At 71.3% G+C, this 18,363-nt stretch carries 19 protein-coding genes; 5 read left to right on the top strand and 14 right to left on the bottom strand.

What is annotated here, in order from left to right; translation table 11 throughout:
* Window positions 1-68: 68 nt before the first annotated feature.
* A complete protein-coding gene (locus tag D5S19_RS18100) occupies window positions 69-305 on the bottom strand; it encodes a glutaredoxin family protein (protein ID WP_120024521.1) in 237 nt (78 codons plus the stop codon).
* A 13-nt stretch (window positions 306-318) separates the two neighbouring features.
* On the bottom strand, window positions 319-1,821 hold the full coding sequence (locus tag D5S19_RS18095) for an AMP-binding protein (RefSeq protein ID WP_120024520.1): 1,503 nt from the start codon (window positions 1,819-1,821) through the stop codon (window positions 319-321).
* A gap of 286 nt (window positions 1,822-2,107) precedes the next feature.
* Between D5S19_RS18095 and D5S19_RS18090 the strand changes: the two genes are divergently transcribed.
* From D5S19_RS18090 to D5S19_RS18080, 3 genes are all read left to right on the top strand, one after another.
* Window positions 2,108-2,803 carry a sigma-70 family RNA polymerase sigma factor gene (locus D5S19_RS18090; RefSeq protein ID WP_120024519.1) on the top strand — a complete coding sequence of 232 codons (696 nt, stop codon included), beginning with the start codon at window positions 2,108-2,110 and terminating at the stop codon, window positions 2,801-2,803.
* Window positions 2,804-2,907: 104 nt separating this feature from the next.
* The gene (locus tag D5S19_RS18085) at window positions 2,908-3,996 is read left to right on the top strand and encodes a DUF5667 domain-containing protein (protein WP_120024518.1); all 1,089 of its coding nucleotides are present in this window, start codon (window positions 2,908-2,910) and stop codon (window positions 3,994-3,996) included.
* Window positions 3,997-4,108: 112 nt separating this feature from the next.
* A complete protein-coding gene (locus D5S19_RS18080) occupies window positions 4,109-5,011 on the top strand; it encodes an HAD family hydrolase (protein ID WP_199730552.1) in 903 nt (300 codons plus the stop codon).
* Window positions 5,012-5,109: 98 nt separating this feature from the next.
* On the opposite strand, the gene D5S19_RS18075 is transcribed toward D5S19_RS18080, so the two are convergent.
* Window positions 5,110-5,517, bottom strand: a complete 408-nt coding sequence (locus tag D5S19_RS18075) for a RidA family protein (RefSeq protein ID WP_120024517.1) — start codon at window positions 5,515-5,517, stop codon at window positions 5,110-5,112.
* 70 nt (window positions 5,518-5,587) lie between these two features.
* Between D5S19_RS18075 and D5S19_RS18070 the strand changes: the two genes are divergently transcribed.
* Window positions 5,588-6,199, top strand: a complete 612-nt coding sequence (locus D5S19_RS18070) for a TetR/AcrR family transcriptional regulator (RefSeq protein ID WP_120024516.1) — start codon at window positions 5,588-5,590, stop codon at window positions 6,197-6,199.
* A gap of 9 nt (window positions 6,200-6,208) precedes the next feature.
* Here the strand turns inward: D5S19_RS18070 and D5S19_RS18065 are convergent, their stop codons facing one another.
* The 11 genes from D5S19_RS18065 to D5S19_RS18015 form a co-directional block, all read right to left on the bottom strand.
* Window positions 6,209-7,231, bottom strand: coding sequence for a lysophospholipid acyltransferase family protein (locus tag D5S19_RS18065; protein WP_120024515.1), 1,023 nt, complete (start codon window positions 7,229-7,231; stop codon window positions 6,209-6,211).
* Complete coding sequence (locus tag D5S19_RS18060) at window positions 7,228-8,274, bottom strand: NAD-dependent epimerase/dehydratase family protein (protein WP_120024514.1); 1,047 nt, start codon at window positions 8,272-8,274, stop codon at window positions 7,228-7,230. The genes D5S19_RS18065 and D5S19_RS18060 overlap by 4 nt, the downstream gene beginning before the upstream one ends.
* Before the next feature lie 284 nt (window positions 8,275-8,558).
* Window positions 8,559-8,660: a 30S ribosomal protein bS22 gene (locus D5S19_RS18055; protein WP_007030867.1), complete on the bottom strand. Its 102-nt coding sequence runs from the start codon at window positions 8,658-8,660 to the stop codon at window positions 8,559-8,561.
* Window positions 8,661-8,859: 199 nt separating this feature from the next.
* Entirely contained in the window at window positions 8,860-9,075 is a 216-nt protein-coding gene (locus tag D5S19_RS18050) for a helix-turn-helix domain-containing protein (protein WP_098514882.1), read from the bottom strand.
* 187 nt (window positions 9,076-9,262) lie between these two features.
* Window positions 9,263-10,075 carry a pyrroline-5-carboxylate reductase gene (proC, locus tag D5S19_RS18045; RefSeq protein WP_120024513.1) on the bottom strand — a complete coding sequence of 271 codons (813 nt, stop codon included), beginning with the start codon at window positions 10,073-10,075 and terminating at the stop codon, window positions 9,263-9,265.
* A 23-nt stretch (window positions 10,076-10,098) separates the two neighbouring features.
* On the bottom strand, window positions 10,099-10,929 hold the full coding sequence (locus D5S19_RS18040) for a thioesterase family protein (protein ID WP_120024512.1): 831 nt from the start codon (window positions 10,927-10,929) through the stop codon (window positions 10,099-10,101).
* A gap of 163 nt (window positions 10,930-11,092) precedes the next feature.
* Window positions 11,093-11,899: a sugar phosphate isomerase/epimerase family protein gene (locus D5S19_RS18035; protein ID WP_267901130.1), complete on the bottom strand. Its 807-nt coding sequence runs from the start codon at window positions 11,897-11,899 to the stop codon at window positions 11,093-11,095.
* Between the two features lie 34 nt (window positions 11,900-11,933).
* Entirely contained in the window at window positions 11,934-13,595 is a 1,662-nt protein-coding gene (locus D5S19_RS18030) for a hypothetical protein (RefSeq protein ID WP_199730551.1), read from the bottom strand.
* Window positions 13,596-13,743: 148 nt separating this feature from the next.
* Window positions 13,744-14,727, bottom strand: coding sequence for a Ppx/GppA phosphatase family protein (locus tag D5S19_RS18025; RefSeq protein WP_120024557.1), 984 nt, complete (start codon window positions 14,725-14,727; stop codon window positions 13,744-13,746).
* A 247-nt stretch (window positions 14,728-14,974) separates the two neighbouring features.
* Window positions 14,975-15,664: a response regulator transcription factor gene (locus tag D5S19_RS18020; RefSeq protein ID WP_098511814.1), complete on the bottom strand. Its 690-nt coding sequence runs from the start codon at window positions 15,662-15,664 to the stop codon at window positions 14,975-14,977.
* Window positions 15,661-16,911 carry a sensor histidine kinase gene (locus D5S19_RS18015; protein ID WP_120024511.1) on the bottom strand — a complete coding sequence of 417 codons (1,251 nt, stop codon included), beginning with the start codon at window positions 16,909-16,911 and terminating at the stop codon, window positions 15,661-15,663. Before D5S19_RS18015 ends, D5S19_RS18020 begins: the two co-directional genes overlap by 4 nt.
* A 379-nt stretch (window positions 16,912-17,290) precedes the next feature.
* On the opposite strand from D5S19_RS18015, the gene D5S19_RS18010 reads away from it, so the two are divergent.
* A complete protein-coding gene (locus tag D5S19_RS18010) occupies window positions 17,291-18,202 on the top strand; it encodes a hypothetical protein (RefSeq protein WP_233574015.1) in 912 nt (303 codons plus the stop codon).
* The last annotated feature ends 161 nt before the right edge of the window (window positions 18,203-18,363 follow it).

The following is an 18,363-nucleotide window of genomic DNA, read 5'->3' as shown; positions in this document are numbered from 1 at the left end:
AGGCACTCACCTCACCATCTTCGGCGGTGCACTGTGGACGATCACGGCTTGCTCACCGGCCGGCCGGATCAGGCGAGCGCACGCCGGAACCGCTCCTCTTCCACCCGCCAGTAGCCGTGCTCGGCGCCGTCGATGAGGATCACCGGCACCTGATCGCCGTACTCGGCACGCCATTCCGGGTCGCTGTCCACATCCGCGGTCTCCCAGGGCACGCCCAGTTCACCGCAGATCCGCGCGACGTCCGCCTCGGCCACCTCGCACAGGTGGCATCCGGCGCGGCTCATCACCGTGACCTTGTGCACCAGGCCAGCATAGGCCTCACCGCAGCTTGAGCCGCCGCAGCTTCCCGGTGGCCGAATGCGGCAACCGCTCGGCGAACTCCACGGTGTGCGGCACCTTGTACCCGGCCAGCTGCTCCGCGCACTGATCCACCACCTGCTGCTGCGACAGCGCGGCGCCGTCGGCAGGCACGACGACCGCCTTCACCGCCTCGCCGCTGCGTTCGTCGACCACCCCGACGACGGCGGCTTCGGCCACCTCGGGCAGCTGCGAGATCACTTCTTCGACCTCGTGCGGGAAGACGTTGAAGCCGTTCACGATGATCAGGTCGTTGGCCCGGTCGACCAGGTGCAGATCCCCGTCGGAGTCGAGGTAGCCGACATCGCCGGTACGGAACCAGCCCTGCTCGTCCGGGCCGTACGCACCGTCCGGCCAGTAGCCGGAGAACAGGTTGGCGCCGCGGATCGACACCAGCCCAGTGCCGCCGCTGGTCTCGAACACGTCGGCCATCTCGTCCGGGTCGAGACCGGCCTCGTCGCTGGAGCCGTCGCTGTCCACCAGCCGAAGCTCCACACCGGGCAGCGGACGGCCGACCGAGCCCGGCTTGGGGTACCCGGTGACCATGGTCGTGGTGACCACCGGCGCGCATTCAGTGAGGCCGTAGCCCTCGTACACGTCGTAACCGGTGGCTTCGCGGATAGCAGCGAGCACCTTCGGATGCAGGGGCGCGGCGCCGGACGTCATCACCCGGATCGTGGCGAGACCGCGTCGCAGCTCGTCCGGACCGAGCGCGGCGAATTCGTTGTACATGGTGGGTACGCCGGCAATCGCCGTGACGCCGTGACGCACGCAGTCGTCCAACGTGCGCCGCGCCTCGAAACGCTCGGACAGCACCAGCGAAGCAGCCTTCGCGGTCGCGAGGAGCAAACCGGGGCCGAGCCCGTAGACGTGGAACAGCGGGATCGAGACGAGCAACTTGTCGTCGGCTTCGAGCTGGCCGTCAACTCGGGTCAGCTGGTCGAGGTTGGCCAGCAGCGCGCGGTGCGACAGCTGTACGCCGCGCGGTGGGCCAGTCGTACCTGACGTGTACGAGATGACAGCGATGTCTTCGCCCACACGACCGAAGTCCACGGGCGCGCCGCCGCTCGCGGCACGCGGCGGCAGGGCCGTGATTCCCTCCGGAAGCTCCGCACCGGGCTCTCGCTCCAACACGAACCGCGCGCCACTGTGCACGAGCAGCTGGTGCAGCTCGGGAGACGGCGCCTGTGACGACACGGGGACCGCGATACCGCCCGCGCGCAACACCGCGAAGAACGCCACCGCGAAGTCGGCCGAGGTTGGCAGACGCACCACGACTCGATCACCCGGTTCAAGACCGGCGGTGACGAGCTGCCGGGCCTCGGCGTGCGCAGCCAGGTCGAGTTCTCGCCAGGTCAGCGTGATTTCGGTACCGGTCTCGATGATCGCCACGTGGTCCGGCCGCTGGCCGGCCGCCTCGGCAAGCAGCCCGGCGACGCCGTGCGCAGTACTGATCCGATCCACCCCGGCCCCTCTCGTCCGTTCGCCGATTCGCACCCATTTCACCCGTCATGGGGATGCCGCGAGATCGTCGCACCTCCGCTATCCCGGGACACTACCTACTTCGCGGTAACAACACGTATGCTGCACTGCGTCGCCGGGTGGCGTTGATCACTATCCGGCGCCGCGACGAGGGGGTCACCATGCCGAAACTGCCGGTCCACGAGGTTGTAGGGCATGCGGTGCGACTCGCCCCTGCCCGCCCGTCCAGCCGCCGCGCCGCACCCGGGACCGTCGGAGGTGCCGCCTGATGACCCGCCCGATCACGCTCTCCGGCCGGCGCGGCCCGGTCGCGATGTTCGCCGAACGTGTGTTCGGTTCGCCGGCGGTCCCGCTGACCCGCCCGGCGGGCACGCCGGACGCGGCCGAGACCGCCAAGGCCGAAGCCTGGGCGCTGGTCGACGCTGCGCAGAAAGGTGACGCATCGGCGTTCGGCCGGCTCTACGACCGGTACGTGGACGTGGTGTATCGCTACGCGCTGTTCCGTCTCGGCGACCGCGACCTGGCCGAGGACGTCACGAGCGAGACTTTCCTGCGGGCACTGCGCCGGATCACTTCGGTTAGCTACCAGGGCCGCGACGTCGGCGCGTGGTTCGTCACCATCACCCGCAACCTGATCCTCGACCACGTCAAGTCGAGCCGGTTCCGCCTGGAGGTGGTGACCGACGAGGTGACCGAGCCGGGCGGCCCCGCGGCCACGGTCGGCCCCGCCGCGCAGGCCGGCCCGGAACAGCAGGCGATCGCCGGCGCCACCCGCGCCGAGCTGCTGCGTTGCGTTGCCGAACTCGGCGAGGACCAGCGCGAATGCATTGTGCTGAGGTTTCTGCAGGGCCTGTCGGTGGCCGAGACGGCGCAGGTGATGCACCGCAACGAGGGCGCGATCAAGGCACTCCAGCACCGTGCCGTGCGCAGGCTGGCCCAGCTGCTGCCCACCGGCCTGCGGTGATACCGCCGTCCGGATCGTCGGAAGGCGTAACTTTCGCGTCTTCTTAATCGTTTTCCACACAGACCGGCGGTCAGGGCCGGCGCAGGTGGAGACGGAGCAGCACCGTGGGCGTGCCCGGGCGGTTTTCGCGCGAACGGGCCGAGAGCGAGCGGTTCGACCGCGCACTCGGCACCGCGGCGCGCCGACCCGGCGACGAGTTCGCCGACGAGCTGGCCGTGGTCGGCGAACTTCGTGAACTGGGCGCCGCGGGTGCTCCGGATCCGCCGACCCGCGCCCGAATCCGTGCGGAGATCGAAGGACGGCTCGGCAGCCCGCTGTCCCGGCGGCGGCGCAGGCCACGCCTGACCGAGCTGGTGGCGGCTGGGATCGTGGTCCTGCTCGGCCTGGCCGGGCTGACCCTGCTGCTGTCCCGCAACGCGCTCCCTGGTGACACGCTGTACCAGCTGAAACGCGCGGGCGAGGCGACCGCCCTCGGGCTGACCTTCGATCAGGCCGGCAAAGCCGGGAAGCATCTGGAATTCGCCGCCGACCGGCTGGCCGAGCTGGCCCGCCTCAGCGACGCCTCCCCCACCGTCTACCAGAGCGTGCTCACCGACTTCGGCAGCCATGTGCAGGCCGGAACCCGCGAAGTCACCGCGCTCGCCACACAGCACAGCGACGAGCCCCGGCTGGCCGAACTCGCGTCGTGGGCGCAAGCGGAATCCCGGCAGCTGGCCATCGAGCAGGCACGTGCTCCCGCCGCTACACAGAAGGACTTCGCCGGCGCGCACGGCCTGCTGACGCGGGTCCACGAGCGCACCACCGCGCTCGGCTCGCGGCTCGCCTGCTACCTGATCACCACCGGCCGAACCGACGAGCTGGGCCTGCTTCCGGCGACGGGCCCGTGCGCCCCGCAACCCGAGCCGTCCGGTGGTCCCACCCTCGGCAGCCTGGCGCCGGTTCCCACCGCACCGCGGACGTCCGCCGCGCCTTCCCCGACCGCCACGACCACTCCGGCCAAGCCGGATCTCGCGGTCACGAGCGCGCCGACGCCGTCGGCCGGCAGTGTGCCGAGCCGCCCGCCACACTCGGCCGTACCGCCGCCGATCACCGCGCCGACCTCGCCGCGGATACCGGCTCCGGCGACGACGCGGCCACCGGTCGTCTCGATCCCGCCGCTGCTGCCCGGGCTGCCCCCGATCGTGATCGGCTGAGCCCGCCTGGACCGGAGGGAGGCTCCGGCCACATCTCCAACGGGTGACTCGCGCGATCGCTACCCTGTGCTGCAGGACCCGGCCCTCCCGGCGCGCCGGGGCTTGGTCGAACGTGGAGGCGGTGTGCGTGTCAGCTTGGCGTGGCAAGGATAAGAGTCAGGAACTGGAGCGGCTCGCCACGCTCGCGGGCGAGGCGTCGGCGCAGGCCGCGACCACGGTCGCCGAGCCGCCCGCGCCGCCTGCCCCGCCCGACCTCACCGCGGCCGCGTTCTTCGACGTGGACAACACCATGATGATGGGCGCGTCGATCTTCTACTTCGCCCGCGGGCTGGCCGCGCGCAAGTTCTTCACCTCCGCCGACCTCGCCGGTTTCGTCTGGCAGCAGGTGAAGTTCCGGATCGGCGGCCGGGAGAACAAGGCCGACATCAAGTCCCACCGCGAGCGCGCACTGTCCTTTGTGGCCGGTCGCACGGTGGAGGAGCTCACCACGATCAGCGAGGAGATCTACGACGAGCTGATGGCGGACAAGATCTGGTCCGGCACCCGCGCGCTGGCCCAGATGCACCTCGACGCCGGGCAGCGGGTGTGGCTGGTCACCGCCACCCCGATCGAACTGGCCTCGATCATCTCCCGCAGGCTCGGCCTCACCGGCGCACTCGGCACGGTCGCGGAGACCAAGGACGGCGTGTACACCGGACGGCTCGTCGGCGACATGCTGCACGGCCGGGCCAAAGCACACGCGGTCCGCGCGCTCGCCGCGCGCGAAGGGCTGAACCTCAAACGCTGCGCGGCTTACTCGGACTCACAGAACGACGTGCCGATGCTGTCGGTGGTGGGCACCGCGGTGGCAGTCAACCCGGACAGCGGCCTGCGCGACGTCGCGCGCGCCCGTGGCTGGGAGATCCGCGACTTCCGCACCGGCCGCAAGGCCGCCCGCATCGGCGTGCCCTCGGTGCTCGGCGCCGGCGCGCTGGCCGGCGCCGTGGCGGCGGGAATCGCCTACCGCCGCCGCTGACCCGGGTCACGCCGAGCTGTGAAGGGTCCCTTCACGGACCAGAATGCCGTGAAGGGACCCTTCACAGCCCCAGCGTCCGTGAAGGGTCCCTGCACGGCTCAGTCCAGGATCGCGGTGGCCTCGAGTTCCACCAGCAGACCCGGCTCGGCCAGCGCCGCCACCCCGATCCCGGTGAACGGCGCCTGCGGCAGGTACCCCAGCTTCGCCGCGGCGCGCTCCAGCCCTTTCTGGAACCCGCTCATCTTGTCCGGCGTCCAGTCGACGAGATAGCAGGTCAACCGCACCACATCGGAGAACTTCGCGCCGGCCTCCGCCAGTGCGGTGGCGACATTGAGGTAGCACTGCTCGACCTGCGCGGCGAAATCGCCTTCGCCGACCAGCTTGCCGTCCGCATCGCAGGCCACCTGACCGGCCACGAACACGAACCGCGAACCGGTGCCGACGGACACCTGCCGGTAGAGATCGACCTTCGGCAACCCGCCCGGGCTGACCAGGGTGACGGCCATTGCTGAACTCCTTCCGCGAAACACCTGACCCGGCCATTCTATAGCATAAATATGCTATAGAATTCGCCCCATGGCGAGAACGAGCGATCCGGCGGTGCGCACCCGGCTGATCGAACGGGCGGCACAGCTGCTGCGCACCCGCGCACCGCTCACCCTGCGGTCGCTCGTGGCCGGCACGAACGTGTCCACAATGGCTGTCTACACCCACTTCGGCGGCATGGACGGGCTGTGGAAAGCCTTGCGCCAGGAGGGTTTCACCCGGCTGGCCGGTCGGCTGGCCGAAGTCCGGCCGACCGCCGATCCGGTACGCGATCTCACCGCGCTGGTGTCGGCCTACCTCGGCAACGCACTCGATCACCCCGACCTGTACCGGGTCATGTTCGACGCGAACTTCGCCCTCGAGGACGCCCAGGCCGCCGACGACACGCTGGAATACCTGGTGCAGGCCGCCGCCCGCGGACGGCAGGCGGGCCGGTACCGCGAGAACGTGGACGCGCTGGAGTTGGCCACGCAGACCTGGGCCATCGCACACGGGCTGGTGTCACTGGTCGCGAACGGCCCATTGCCCCGCACCGCGCTCGAGCACGGCGTCCCCCTGCTCACCGCGCTGTTCGTCAGCGTCGGGGACGAGCCGCAGCGGTGCCGCCGCTCGGTGCGGCGGGGCTGGCGCGTGCCGGGCTGACCCGCCCGCTCAGCCGCGGAACACGTCGCGGCGCCGGGAAAGCCTGCGGTAGAGCGTGTGCTGGATCGACTCCCGGACCTGATCGGTCAGGGTGAACACGAGCATCGGGTCGTCCGCCGCGTCCGGGCCGTATTCGTCGGTGCGGATCGGCTCGCCGAACTCGATGGTCCACTTCGTCGGCAGCGGTATCGCGCCGAATGGACCGAACAGCGGGAAAAACGGGGTGATCGGGAAGTAGGGCAGGCCGAGCACCCGGGCCAGCAGCCGGACATCCCCGATCTTGGGGTAGGTCTCCTCGGCCCCGACCACCGATACCGGGACGATCGGCACCCCCGCGCGCATCGCCGCGGACACGAACCCGCCACGGCCGAACCGCTGCAGCTTGTACCGCGCGGAGAACGGCTTGCCGATGCCCTTGAAGCCCTCCGGCCACACGCCGACCAGCTCGCCGCCGGACAGCAGCCGCTCGGCATCGGCGTTGCAGGCCAGCGTCTGCCCGGACTTGCGGGCGAGCGAGGCGACCAGCGGAAGCTTGAACACCAGATCGGCGCCCAGCCCGCGCAGGTGCCTGCCACGGGTCTCGTCGTGCACGGCGATCATGGTCATCAGCGCGTCCAGCGGCAGCGTGCCGGAGTGGTTGGACACCAGCAGCGCGCCGCCCGCGGTGGGCAGGTGCTCGACGCCGAAGGTGTCCACGCGGAACCACTTCTCGTACAGCGCGCGCAACGGCGGCAGCAACAGCGTCTCGGTCAGCTCCGCGTCGAAGCCGAACTCGTCCACCGGGTAGTCGCCGGTGAGCCGGTGACGCAGGAAGGCGAGCGCCTCGCGCACCGCGGCCGGCAACGGGTCGGGCTCCGGCGACGGCGCGGTGGCCGCGGGGAACGCGACGACCGGCGCCGCGGCGGGCGGCGCCGCGGCAGGCGGCTCGGGAGCTGCCGTCTTCTCGCGGCCGGGCGCGTGCAGCGGGATGACCTGTGCCTCGGCACCGTTCACGGGATACGCCTCACTTCCGGGCCTGGTCGCGCGATTCATCGGCCGGCCTGCCCGGTGACGGCGGCCACCAGCACCTTGCCGGCCAGACCGGCGAGCCGTCCGCCGTCGACCACCGGGCGCAGGCCGCGGCCGGCCACGTAGTCGTCGAACGCCTCGCGGGTGCTCCAGCGGGGGGTGTAGCCGAATTCCTTCTTGAGCTTGGTGATGTCCACGACGCGGCCGAAGTTGAGCAGCCGCAGCTGATCGGCGGAGAAGTCGACCACGTGGGCGCCACGCAGCAGACGGCCGACCGAGGGCACCACCGAACCCGGCATCGGCAGCCCGATCCGCCCGGCGCGGCGGATCGCCTGCGAGACCGTGAGCACGCCATCGGCGGCCACGTTGAACACGCCCGGCTTCTCCTCCAGCGTCGCCTGCTCCATCACCGACAGCGCGTCGGAGCCGTGCAGCAGCTGCAGCCGCGCGTCGTAGCCGAAGACCGTGGGCACGACCGGCAGCGCGAAGTAACGCGCCAGCACCGTGTCGACCTCAGGGCCGATGATGTTCGCGAAGCGGGCGAGCGTGACGCTGATGTCCGGCCGACGCCGCATCAGCCCGCGTACGTAGCCCTCCATCTCCACCGCGTCCTTCGCGTACCCGCTGGACGACGCTGGGATCAACTCCGAATCCTCGGTGAACACGGCCTGCGAACGCGCCCCCGCTCCGTACACCGCCGCAGTGGACTTCACCACCAGCTTGCGCACCTTCGGCGCCCGCTGGCAGGCCGCGAGCAGCCGCATGGTGCCGATCACGTTCACTTCCTTGACCGCCGAACGACGGCTCGGCCCGGCCGGGTGCGCGGTGCACGAGGTGTGCACGACGGTGTCCACGCCGGCGCTGCTGATCACCTTCGCGATGAGCGGGTTGCGGATGTCGGCACGCACGAACTCGGCCCGGCCCATCCGCCGCAGCACTTCCTTGGCCGGCGGCGCGGTGTCCACCCCGATCACCCGCTCGAACTCCGGGGCGGTGCCGAGCCGGGCGAGCAGCCTGCCGCCGAGGTCGTCGGAGACCCCGGTGACGAGCACGACGTTCGAGGCCATGGGACTCCCTGATCGACAGCGGTGCGCTGGGACAACGGGGCCGGTACAGAAGGGGACCGCGCTCACCCGCAGCGCGCGCGAACCTGCACTCACTGGAAGCATCGCGCGGAGGCACCGGCCATGTTACCGGCCGTTCCCGGCCCGCTGACCAGGTCTTACCCGGTTTTTACAGGGGATGTCCGAAGTGCGGCGCACACCTCACCCGAACGGGCGAGGTTGCCCGTAACACGGACGTGGCCCGTCCAGAGACTGGACGGGCCACGGACCTCAAGCGGCGAACCGGCTCACTTGCCGGCCTTGCGCCGCTGCACTCGCGTGCGGCGCAGCAGCTTGCGGTGCTTCTTCTTGGACATGCGCTTGCGGCGCTTCTTGATCACCGAACCCATGGGCGCTCCTCAGTTGTCGTCGGTCACGCTGCCCGGCGCAGCGTCCAACGGGTGGAGCGCACAGGCACGAGCGGTTTTCCAGGTTACCCGCGCCCCGGCACGGGCCGGTCGGCGGGCATGGTTTGCCACCTGCCCGGCGACCGGCGGGCGCGAGCGCACCCCACCGCCCGCGAGCGGGCGGAGGCGGCCTGCCCCGACGTCAGCCGACGTCGTAATAGGCACCCTGCAGGTACTCGTGCACCGCCTTCTCCGGCACCCGGAACGACTTTCCCACCCGAACCGCGGGCAGCTCGCCGGAATGCACCAGCCGGTACACGGTCATCTTGGAGACCCGCATCAGCGTGGCCACTTCGGCTACGGTCAAAAACTGGACCTGCCCCACCGAGGGCAGCTCCTCCTTCTTGCCAGGCGACATGATCACCGCGTCCTTCGACACGTGTCGCGCCACAAGGCTTCCCCACCTGTGGTATCGACACGCACGTGCTCTGTCGAGAGTAGCGGGACAGGTGGGACTCGTGCGACGCCTGTCACCAGGATGGGCCTGCACCTGCGGGTTCGCGCTACCCGGACGGACCAGACGCCGTCCGGTTCGCCCGATTTCCTCAGTGCTCGTGTTCGCGGCCGAGCTCGACGGAACGGTCGCGCGCGGCCTCGATCGCGTCCAGCAGCGCGGCCCGCACGCCGTGCTTCTCCAGCTCCCGGATGCCGTTGATGGTGGTGCCCGCGGGCGAGGTGACCGCCTCACGCAGCAGCACGGGGTGGTCCTCACCCTCGGCGAGCATTTTCGCCGCACCGACCGCGGACTGGATGATCAGCTGCCCGGCCAGCGCGCGCGGCAGGCCCAGCAGGATCCCGGCGTCGATCATGGCCTCGACCAGGTAGAAGAAGTACGCCGGGCCGGAGCCGGACAGCGCGGTCACCGCGTCCTGCTGCTTCTCCGGCACCTCCACGACCTGCCCGACGTGCGAGAGCAGCTCCTTCACCACGGCCACGTGCGCCGCGGTCGCGTACCGTCCCGGGGAGATCGCGCTCATCGCCTCGCCGACCAGCATCGGCGTGTTCGGCATCACCCGCACCACCGGCACGCCCTCGGCGAGACTGCGTTCGTAGAGCACCGTCGGCAGGCCCGCGCACAGCGAGACCACCAGCGACGACGGCCCGAGCAGCGGCACGAGCTCGGCCAGCACCGGCTCGATGTCCTGCGGCTTGACCGCGACCACGAGCACGTCCGCCCGCTTCGCCGCGTCCTCGACGGTGACCGCGCGCATGCCCGGGTACCGGGTCTCCAGCTCCCGCGCCCGGTCCTCGTACCGCTCGGTGAAGAGCAGGTCACCCGGCGCGTGCCCGCCCTTCAGCAGGCCCGACAGCAGGGCTTCCCCGATCTTTCCGGCTCCCAGCAGCGCGATGACAGTCATGCTGCCAGCGTGCCAAACGGCGTTCAGCCGCGCGGGGCCGGGGCGAGCGCGAGCTGGCGGACCTGGGCGACGAGCCTGCCCTGCGCGTCCACGACCGTGGCGTCGGAGTCGAACCACGGTTCGTGCACCGACCGCGATTCGACGAAGATGCGCAGCCAGCCCGGAGCGGGCCGGGTCCGCAGCAACGCGCTCAGCTGCACGGCGGGCGCCCAGCCGCGGTGCCCGAGGTTGGCCACCACCGGCGGGTTGAGATCGCCGGCCAGCAGCGCGAAGTGGACGTCCACCTCGCCGGCGCGCGGCCGGGCCCACAGCCCCAGCCGAGGCGGATCGCCGGTGCGCCCGGTGAGGAAGCCCGCCATACCCGGATCGATCCGCACGTCGCAGCTCTTGGCCAGGTGGAACGGGCTTTCGGAGAGCTCCCCGCCGAGTGCGGGCGCGCCCGGCGGCGGTTCCACGGGCAGGTGCGGCGACTCCGTCCACTCCGGACGGCGCATCGGCAACCGGCCGGTCGTCACCCGCGCCTCCACACAGCTGCGGCCCCGCTGTTCCAGGGACACCGCCACCACCGTCGCGTGGCGGCCCACCTTGCGCACGTCGGTGCGCAGCAGCACCGGGCCGAGCGCGGGCGCGTGCAGGAACTCGGCGCTCACGGCGAGCGGATCGACCGTGGCCTCGCCCCGTTCCCGCAGCACGGCGGCGGCGGCGCGGGCGAGCACCACGACCAGGAATCCGCCGTGCGGATGGGAGCCGATCGCCCATTCCGCGCGCAGGGTCGCGGTGAAGGTGCCATCTCCCAGCGACCGGACCGCGGTGGCCGCGTCGAACGCGGTCTCGGTGTCGTCGGCCGCGGTCACGGACGCCCGGCCACGGCGGGACGGCGCGCGGGGCGGAATCCGGGGAGGCCGGAAGTCGACGAACGCAACGGTTTCACGTCCGGCACCCTATCTTTCCGGTCCGGGGCAGAGCAGACGAAAAGACCGGTTACCGCCCGGAAAGCCGATCAAGATCACAGTGCGGTCACTGCCCCAGGTGCAACCGGGCGAACAGCAGTGCCTCGGCCAACGCCTTCGCCCGGGTGGCCGCACCGCTGGCGTGCCGGGTGTTCACTTCGAGCACGACCTGCCCGGCGAACCCGTCGCGGACCAGCTTTTCCAGCAGTTCCGCGCACGGCTGCCCGCCGTGTCCGGGAATCAGGTGCTCGTCCTTGGGCACCCCCGTACCGTCCGCGAGGTGCACGTGGCTGAGCCCGCCGGCCATCCGGTCGGCCAGCGCGAGCGCGTCCATCCGGGCCGCCGCGGTGTGCGACAGGTCCAGGGTGTAGTGCCGGAACCCCACGTCGGTCGGGTCGATCGACGGCCGGAACGCGGACACCCGGGCCTCGCGCGAGCCGCCGGGCGGTCGCACCTTGAACATGTTCTCGACCGCGACCTCGACCCCGCTGCTCTCCTCCAGTTCGGCCACCAGATCGGGGAACGCGTCGCCGTAGCGGCGCTGCCAGCGGAACGGCGGGTGCACCACCACGGTGCGCGCACCCAGCTCCACAGCCGCGTCCACGGACCTGCGCAGCCGCACCTCCGGATCCGGCGACCAGACCCGCTGGGTGATCAGCAGCGACGGCGAATGCACCGACAGCACCGGCATCCCGGTGCGCTGCGCCTGCTCGCGGACCGCGGCGACGTCCTGGCTGACCGGGTCCGCCCAGACCATCACCTCGACCCCGTCGTAGCCGAGGTCGGCGGCCAGCTCGAACGCGGTACCGGCCCGCAACGGCCAGACCGAGGCAGTGCTCAGCCCGACCGGTACCGGCTTCTCCGCGGCGCTCACGGGCCCATCCTGCCCTGTCCGCGCCGGCAGGCGGTTACTTGGCCACCAACAGCAGGGCCGCCGGGGACACCGTGACCACCAGCCCGACGAGGATCGCCAGCAGCGTGGTCTGCAGATCCTCCGCCCGGCGGATCTTCCGCACGATCCACACCAGCGCGACGATCACCAGGAGCGAGGCGACCAGCGCGGCGGGCGCGAGGTTGACCCACAGCCAGTTGAAGCCGAGCCAGACTCCGGCACCGCCGATGACGCCCAGCGCGAGCTGCCCGGCGAGAGTCAGCCACTGCTTGCCGGGAGACGCCGTCGAGACGGCTTCCGCCTCGGCTGCGGGCTCCTCGGCGGCGGCTTCCCCGCGGGCTTCTTCGTCCTCGTACTCCTCGTCGTAGGCGTAGCCGTCGTCGCTCTCGAAGTCGGGGCCGCCCTCGGCGTACGCGGAATCGGCGAACTCGGCCTCGTACTCGGAGAGGTCGTCGAGCTGTTCGTCCTTGCCGCCCGGGGCGAACGGCATGGGAGCCGGATAGCCCGCGGTGGGCGGACCGGCGTCGTAGTCGTCCGCCTCGGCCGGGTAGCCGCCTTCGGCGTACCCGTCTTCGGCGGCGTACGCCTCGTCGCCCTCGACCGGGTAGCCCTCGTCGTCGACGTAGTCCTCGTCGGCGTAGCCCTCCTCGGGCGCCGCAGGGGGCACCACCGGCATCACGCCGACCTCGGTGTCCTCCAGCTGCTCCTGCTGACGGCGCTTACGCCAGCCGGCCAGCCCGGACGGACGCGCGTCTTCGGCCGGGGCGGCTTCGGCCTCCGGCGGAGGGCCGGTCACCGCGTCGAACTGCTCGGTATGCGGCTCCGACTTGGGCGCGGGACGGCGCGCCGGGGCACGCCTCGGCCGTTGCGGGGCCGGGGTGGGGAACGCACCGCTGGCCATCGGCTGCTCGGGAGCTTCGGCCTCCGGCGCACCGTCCAATCTGGACGACAGCGCGCCGTTCGGCGGTGCCGGAGGGCGCACCGGCGACAGCTGGTTCTGGGTCTCCTCCGCCGAGGTGGCGGGCGGTTGCGGGCGGCGTGGAGGCACCGGCATCTGCCCCGACTCCTGCGGCACGGGCGGGAACTGCCCGGTCTCCGGTGGACGCACGTAGCCGGATTCCTGCGGCGCGGGCGGACGCGGATAGACGCCCGATTCCTGCGGACCGGCGGGCGGGCGCGGGTACTGCCCGGATTCCTGCGGCGCAGGCGGACGCGGATAGACGCCGGACTCCTGCGGACCGGCCGGCGGACGCGGGTACTGCCCGGACTCCATCGGCGGATGGGGCGGGCGCCCGGCCTCCGGCTGCGGCGCCGGACGGGACCGCGGCTCGCCCTGCGGCACCGGGGGCCGCGGATACGCGCCGGACTCCTGCTGGCCGTTCACCGGGCGCGGGTGCACGCCGGACTCCTGCGGGACAGGCCGGGACCCTTCCGGACGGCGCCGGCCACCGCGGGAGGGCGGTGGCGGGGTGCCGCCGTCCGCGGTCACCCGGTCGATGATCGCCTGGGGCGCGGTGTCGGTCATCCGCGACCGGCGCGGGCCGGTTTCCGGCGCTTCCTCTTCGTCCTCGGCGGCCCTGCGCCTGCGTCGCCGTCCGCCGTCGACCTGCTGCCCGTGCTGGGCGAGCAGTTCGGCCACGGTCTTCTGGGGCTGGTCGCCGCCGGTCTGATCGGTCATACCGTGCTGTCCAAAGCGCGCTCGGGGTTGGTTGTGTGCACTCGGCCACGCACGCATACGGCGCCGCGCGCACTGAACACCGTGCTGTACATGTCCGTCACCTCTCCACCGTGCCTGGTCTTCGCGAGCCAAGTCCAGTCAGCTGCTGTCACCGGTCCTCCCCGTTCGCCGAAACGCCGGCGAGGGCGGCCCCAGTGTCGTCGGTCCCGTTCGCCAGGTCCAGCCGCCGCAGAATGACGCCCTCTCGCAGCGCCCAGGGGCAGATCTCCAGTTCCCCGACCGAGAGTGCCCGCATCGCGGCCTGCGCCACCAGCGCGCCGGCCACCAGCTGGTGCGACCGGCTGGGGCTGACCCCTTCCAGTTCCGCCAGATCCGCCGCGGGCATCCGCGAGACGAAGGAAATGAGCTGGCGCAGCGCGGTGTCGGTGAGCGTACGGCGCACCCTGGGCCCGGCCGCCGAGGGGGCGGAGCCGGTGAGCCGGGCCAGCGACCGGAACGTCTTCGAGGTGGCCACCACCCGGTCCGGGCGGCCGGCCCGGGCGATCTTCCCGGCCAGCGGGCCGAGCTGGTCCTCCAGCCAGGCCGAGGTGGCCACGACCTCGGAGCGGGTGGGCGGATCGCGGTGGAACCGGGTCCGGGTGATGCGGCCCGCGCCGAGCGGCAGCGATTCGGCCAGCACTGGCTCCTCGTCGCGGCCCATCGCCACTTCGAGCGATCCGCCGCCGATGTCGAGCACCAGCAGCTGCCCGGCCGACCAGCCGAACCAGCGCCGGACCGCGAGGAAGGTCAGCCGGGCTTCGTCCACCCCGGACAGCACCCGCAGGTCCACGCCGGTCTCGGCGGCGACTCTGGCCAGCACCTTCGCCGAGTTCTTCGCCTCCCGCACCGCCGAGGTCGCGAACGCCAGCACGTCCTCGCAGCCAAGACGCACCGCGGAGGTGCGGGCCGCGTCGACCGCGTGGATCAGCTCTTCTTCACCGGAACGGCTGAGATCCCCGGCCCGGGTGATCTGCTCCGCCAGCCGCAGCACGGACTTCTCCGAGTGCATCGGGGTCGGATGCGCACCACGATGCGCGTCGACCACCAGCAGGTGGACGGTGTTCGAACCGACGTCGAGGACCCCTAGGCGCACGAGGAACCAGCGTACCGGTCCCACTGCCAGGTCTCGAAACTGTAACCAACACCACTCGGATCGAAATAGTCACCGGAACGGCCCACAATCGACCGCTCCGGCCGCCCCACCGGCGGCTTTGCCCGGACCGTCACGCTCACGATCCACGTGGACACGCCGGGCAACAATGCTGTGAAGGGTCCCTTCACGGACTCTGCGTCCGTGAAGGGACCCTTCACAGCTTTTCGGACCTCGGGAGAGACGAGGCTCAGGTCTCGAACTTGTAGCCGAGGCCGCGCACGGTGACCAGGTGCCGCGGGGACCCCGGATCCGGCTCGATCTTCGAGCGCAGCCGCTTGACGTGCACGTCGAGGGTCTTGGTGTCGCCGACGTAGTCCGCGCCCCACACCCGGTCGATCAGCTGGCCGCGCGTGAGCACCCGGCCGACATTGCGCAGCAGGTACTCCAGCAGGTCGAACTCCTTGAGCGGCAAGGAGACCTCGGCGCCGTCCACGGTCACCACGTGCCGTTCGACGTCCATCCGCACCGGGCCGGCGGACAGCACCAGCGGGGCCAGCTCGCCGTCCGTGCCGGGCTCGCCGCCGCGGCGCAGCACCGCACGCACGCGGGCGATCAGCTCCCGCGCCGAGTACGGCTTGGTCACGTAGTCGTCCGCGCCGAGTTCGAGCCCGACCACCTTGTCGATCTCGCTGTCCCGCGCGGTCACCATGATCACCGGGACGGCGGACCGCTGCCGCAGCTGTTTGCACACGTCGGTGCCGCTCATCCCGGGCAGCATCAGGTCGAGCAGCACGATGTCCGCGCCGTTGCGATCGAACTCTTCCAGCGCCTGCTGGCCGGTGCCGGCCACTGCCGCGGTGAAGCCTTCCTTGCGCAGCAAGAAGGCGAGCGGGTCGGCGAAGGACTCTTCATCCTCGACTATGAGAACCCTCGTCACAGGTTTCCTCCACGGTCTGGGCCGGAGATCTCCTGCCCGGTTGCCACGAGCCGGGTTGTCCGCTCGGGGGTCTTGTCCGGCTGTTTCGCCGTGGCGGGCTGCTTCACGCCACGGCCGGATTCGGCCGGTTCCGGCCGCACGTGCGCCGGAATACGCAGGGTGAACGTCGACCCGGTGCCCGATCGGCTCCACAGGCCGACCGAACCACCGTGGTTGGCCGCGACGTGTTTCACGATCGCCAGCCCGAGCCCGGTCCCGCCGGTGGCCCGCGAACGCGCCTTGTCCGCGCGGTAGAACCGCTCGAACACGCGTTGCTGCTCGTCCTCGGCGATGCCGATGCCGCGGTCGGTGACCGCGATCTCCACCATCCCGTCGCCGAGGCGCCGGGAGATGGACACCGGGCTGCCGGGCTGCGAGTACGCCACGGCGTTCTCCAGCAGGTTCGACAGTGCGGTCACCAGCAGTGTGCGGTCGCCCTCGACGAGCAGGCCGCTGGCCGCGTCGGTGGTGATGGTGATCTCCGCCGATTCCGCCGACAGCGTGGTGCGGCCGAGTGCCTCGCGCACGACCGCGTCGACCTCGACCACGTTGAGGTCCGGCAGGCGTTCGGCGCCCTGCAGGCGCGACAGCGCGATCAGCTCGGTGACCAGCTGGCCGAGCCGGGTGGACTCGCGCAGGATCTTGCCGCCGAACCGGCGGACCTCGGTCACGTCCTCGGCCGCGTCCAGCACCGCCTCGGTGAGCAGGGCGATCGCGCCGACCGGCGTCTTGAGTTCGTGGCTGACGTTCGCGACGAAATCGCGCCGCACCGCCTCCAGCCGGATGGCCTCGGAGTGATCCACCGCCTCCACCACGGTGAATCCGTCGCCGAGCGGGCGGACCTCGCCGAGCACCGCCTCCGGCTGGCGACGGCCGCGGCTCTCCAGCGGGGAGAGATCCACCTCCATCGGCTCGTCGGTCTCCACCACCTGCTCGGCCGCCTTGCGGGCGCGCGGATCGGCCTGGCTGACCCGGACCAGGCCCAGTTCGAAGGCCCGCGGGTTGTGCAGCACCAGATCACCGAACCGGTTGAGCACCACGACGCCGTTGTTCGAGGAACGGATCAGCCGCATCAGGAGTTCGGCGACGGTCGGCCCGGCAGGCCGGGCCGCCTCCCGCCGCGCGCGCCTCCGGGCCACCAGATAGCCGGCGACCGCGCCGACGACAAGGGCGCCGATGGCCGTCAGCAGGGCAACAGGCGTGGTCACACAAGAATCGTAAGCATCCCGGTCGCCTTTTGGCCTAGTCCGGGAAGCCTGGTCGTGAGGCGGGTGACACCTGCGAGGGACATGTTCGTCCCGGTGTCAGGCCCCGTTCACCCGGCCGAGACCTTCCCGGCGGATCTTCACCGGCCCTCCAGCGTGCCCTCTCCCGGACGTCCGAGCGGGACCGACCTGCTGTGAAGGGACCCTTCACGGACGCTGAGGCTGTGAAGGGTCCCTTCACAGCCTCTCTGCGAGCTGCCGGCCCGGGTGGTGGCAGGGCCTCTGTGGGAGCTTGGACACTGGGAGCCGTGACCCAAGTCCAAGACGCCTTCACGCTCGTGAGCTGTTCGACCGCGCCGGGCGCCAGGGAAGCAGGTCTGCTGTGAGGCGCACAACAGCAGGCCTCGCCGCCGTTCTGCTCACGGCCGGCTGCAGCAGCGGGAACATCGGCGCACCGGCGGACGCGCCGAAGGTGACCAATCTGGCGTTCGTGAACGCCGGGGAGAGCACCGCCGCGGTGAACGGCGTCAAGCAGGCGGTGGAGAAGGCGTTCAGCTACGACTCGGCCAAGCCGGACGAGGTGGCCAAGACCGAGCAGGAGTACCTCACCGGCGCCGCCCGCACCCAGTTCGACCAGACCTTCGCCGAGGTCCGCACCAGTCCGGTGACCACGAAGACGCAGGTGCTCGAAACCGGGCTCGCCGAGCTGCACCCCGGGCAGGCCAAGGTGCTCGCAGTGGTCGCGCAGCACAGCACCACTCCGGACGGAAAGCAGAATTCGGCGACCGCGGTCATGGTGCTGACCGCCGTACCGGGCAACGGCCATTGGGTCCTGCAGGATCTGGACCTGGACCCGCGCGGCCCGCTGGTCCAGCCGGACGGCCCCGGGCTGGGCCCGGCCACCACGCGCGACCAGGTGGTCGCCGCCGCGCAGCGAGACGGCCAGGTACTGCTGACCGTGGACGCGAAGAACGCCGACGCCGTCTACGACCGCTACGAGACCGTGGCCGCGGAACCCCTGCTGACCCAGTTTCGCCGCAGCCGCGACGAAACCCTGTCCCACATCCGCGCGAGCGGCACGACGACCACGGTGAACCCGCTGTCCGTCGCCGCCGTATCCAAGGTGAGCCCGGACGGTACGAAGGCAAGCGCGCTGTTCGGCGCGCTCGTCTCCAACCAGGCCCCTGATGCGAACGGCACGCAGGACCGTCGCCTGCCGGTCAAGCTGGACCTGGTCCGCCAGGGCGCGGACTGGAAAGTCTCCGCGATGCAAGTGGTCAACGCAACGCTGTGAAGGGATGCCTTCACGGACGCTGAGGCCAGGGTGTCGGCAAAGTTGGTCGGGGACCCGGCAGTGGGCGATGCGGAGGTGTGTGCGACCACCTCGTGGCGTGCGCCGGACCGGTTTCGGGTCTGTGAAGGGACCCTTCACAGACTCAGAGTCCGTGAAGGGTC

The sequence above is a fragment of the Amycolatopsis panacis genome, from assembly GCF_003600245.1.
In the GTDB taxonomy this organism is placed as follows: Bacteria; Actinomycetota; Actinomycetes; order Mycobacteriales; family Pseudonocardiaceae; genus Amycolatopsis; species Amycolatopsis sulphurea.
The sequence above is the reverse complement of the archived record's forward strand: the minus strand, read 5'-3'. Positions and strand labels throughout refer to the sequence as shown.

Bases quoted from the DNA above. Each gene is read 5' to 3' on its own strand.
- D5S19_RS18070 (WP_120024516.1), top strand. From the start codon at position 5,588: ATGGCGAGAACGAGCGATCCGGCGGTGCGCACCCGGCTGATCGAACGG.
- D5S19_RS18060 (WP_120024514.1), bottom strand. From the start codon at position 8,274: ATGGCCTCGAACGTCGTGCTCGTCACCGGGGTCTCCGACGACCTCGGC.
- D5S19_RS18090 (WP_120024519.1), top strand. From the start codon at position 2,108: ATGACCCGCCCGATCACGCTCTCCGGCCGGCGCGGCCCGGTCGCGATG.
- D5S19_RS18065 (WP_120024515.1), bottom strand. From the start codon at position 7,231: ATGAATCGCGCGACCAGGCCCGGAAGTGAGGCGTATCCCGTGAACGGT.
- D5S19_RS18050 (WP_098514882.1), bottom strand. From the start codon at position 9,075: ATGTCGCCTGGCAAGAAGGAGGAGCTGCCCTCGGTGGGGCAGGTCCAG.
- D5S19_RS18055 (WP_007030867.1), bottom strand. From the start codon at position 8,660: ATGGGTTCGGTGATCAAGAAGCGCCGCAAGCGCATGTCCAAGAAGAAG.
- D5S19_RS18030 (WP_199730551.1), bottom strand. From the start codon at position 13,595: ATGACCGATCAGACCGGCGGCGACCAGCCCCAGAAGACCGTGGCCGAA.
- D5S19_RS18075 (WP_120024517.1), bottom strand. From the start codon at position 5,517: ATGGCCGTCACCCTGGTCAGCCCGGGCGGGTTGCCGAAGGTCGATCTC.
- proC (WP_120024513.1), bottom strand. From the start codon at position 10,075: ATGACTGTCATCGCGCTGCTGGGAGCCGGAAAGATCGGGGAAGCCCTG.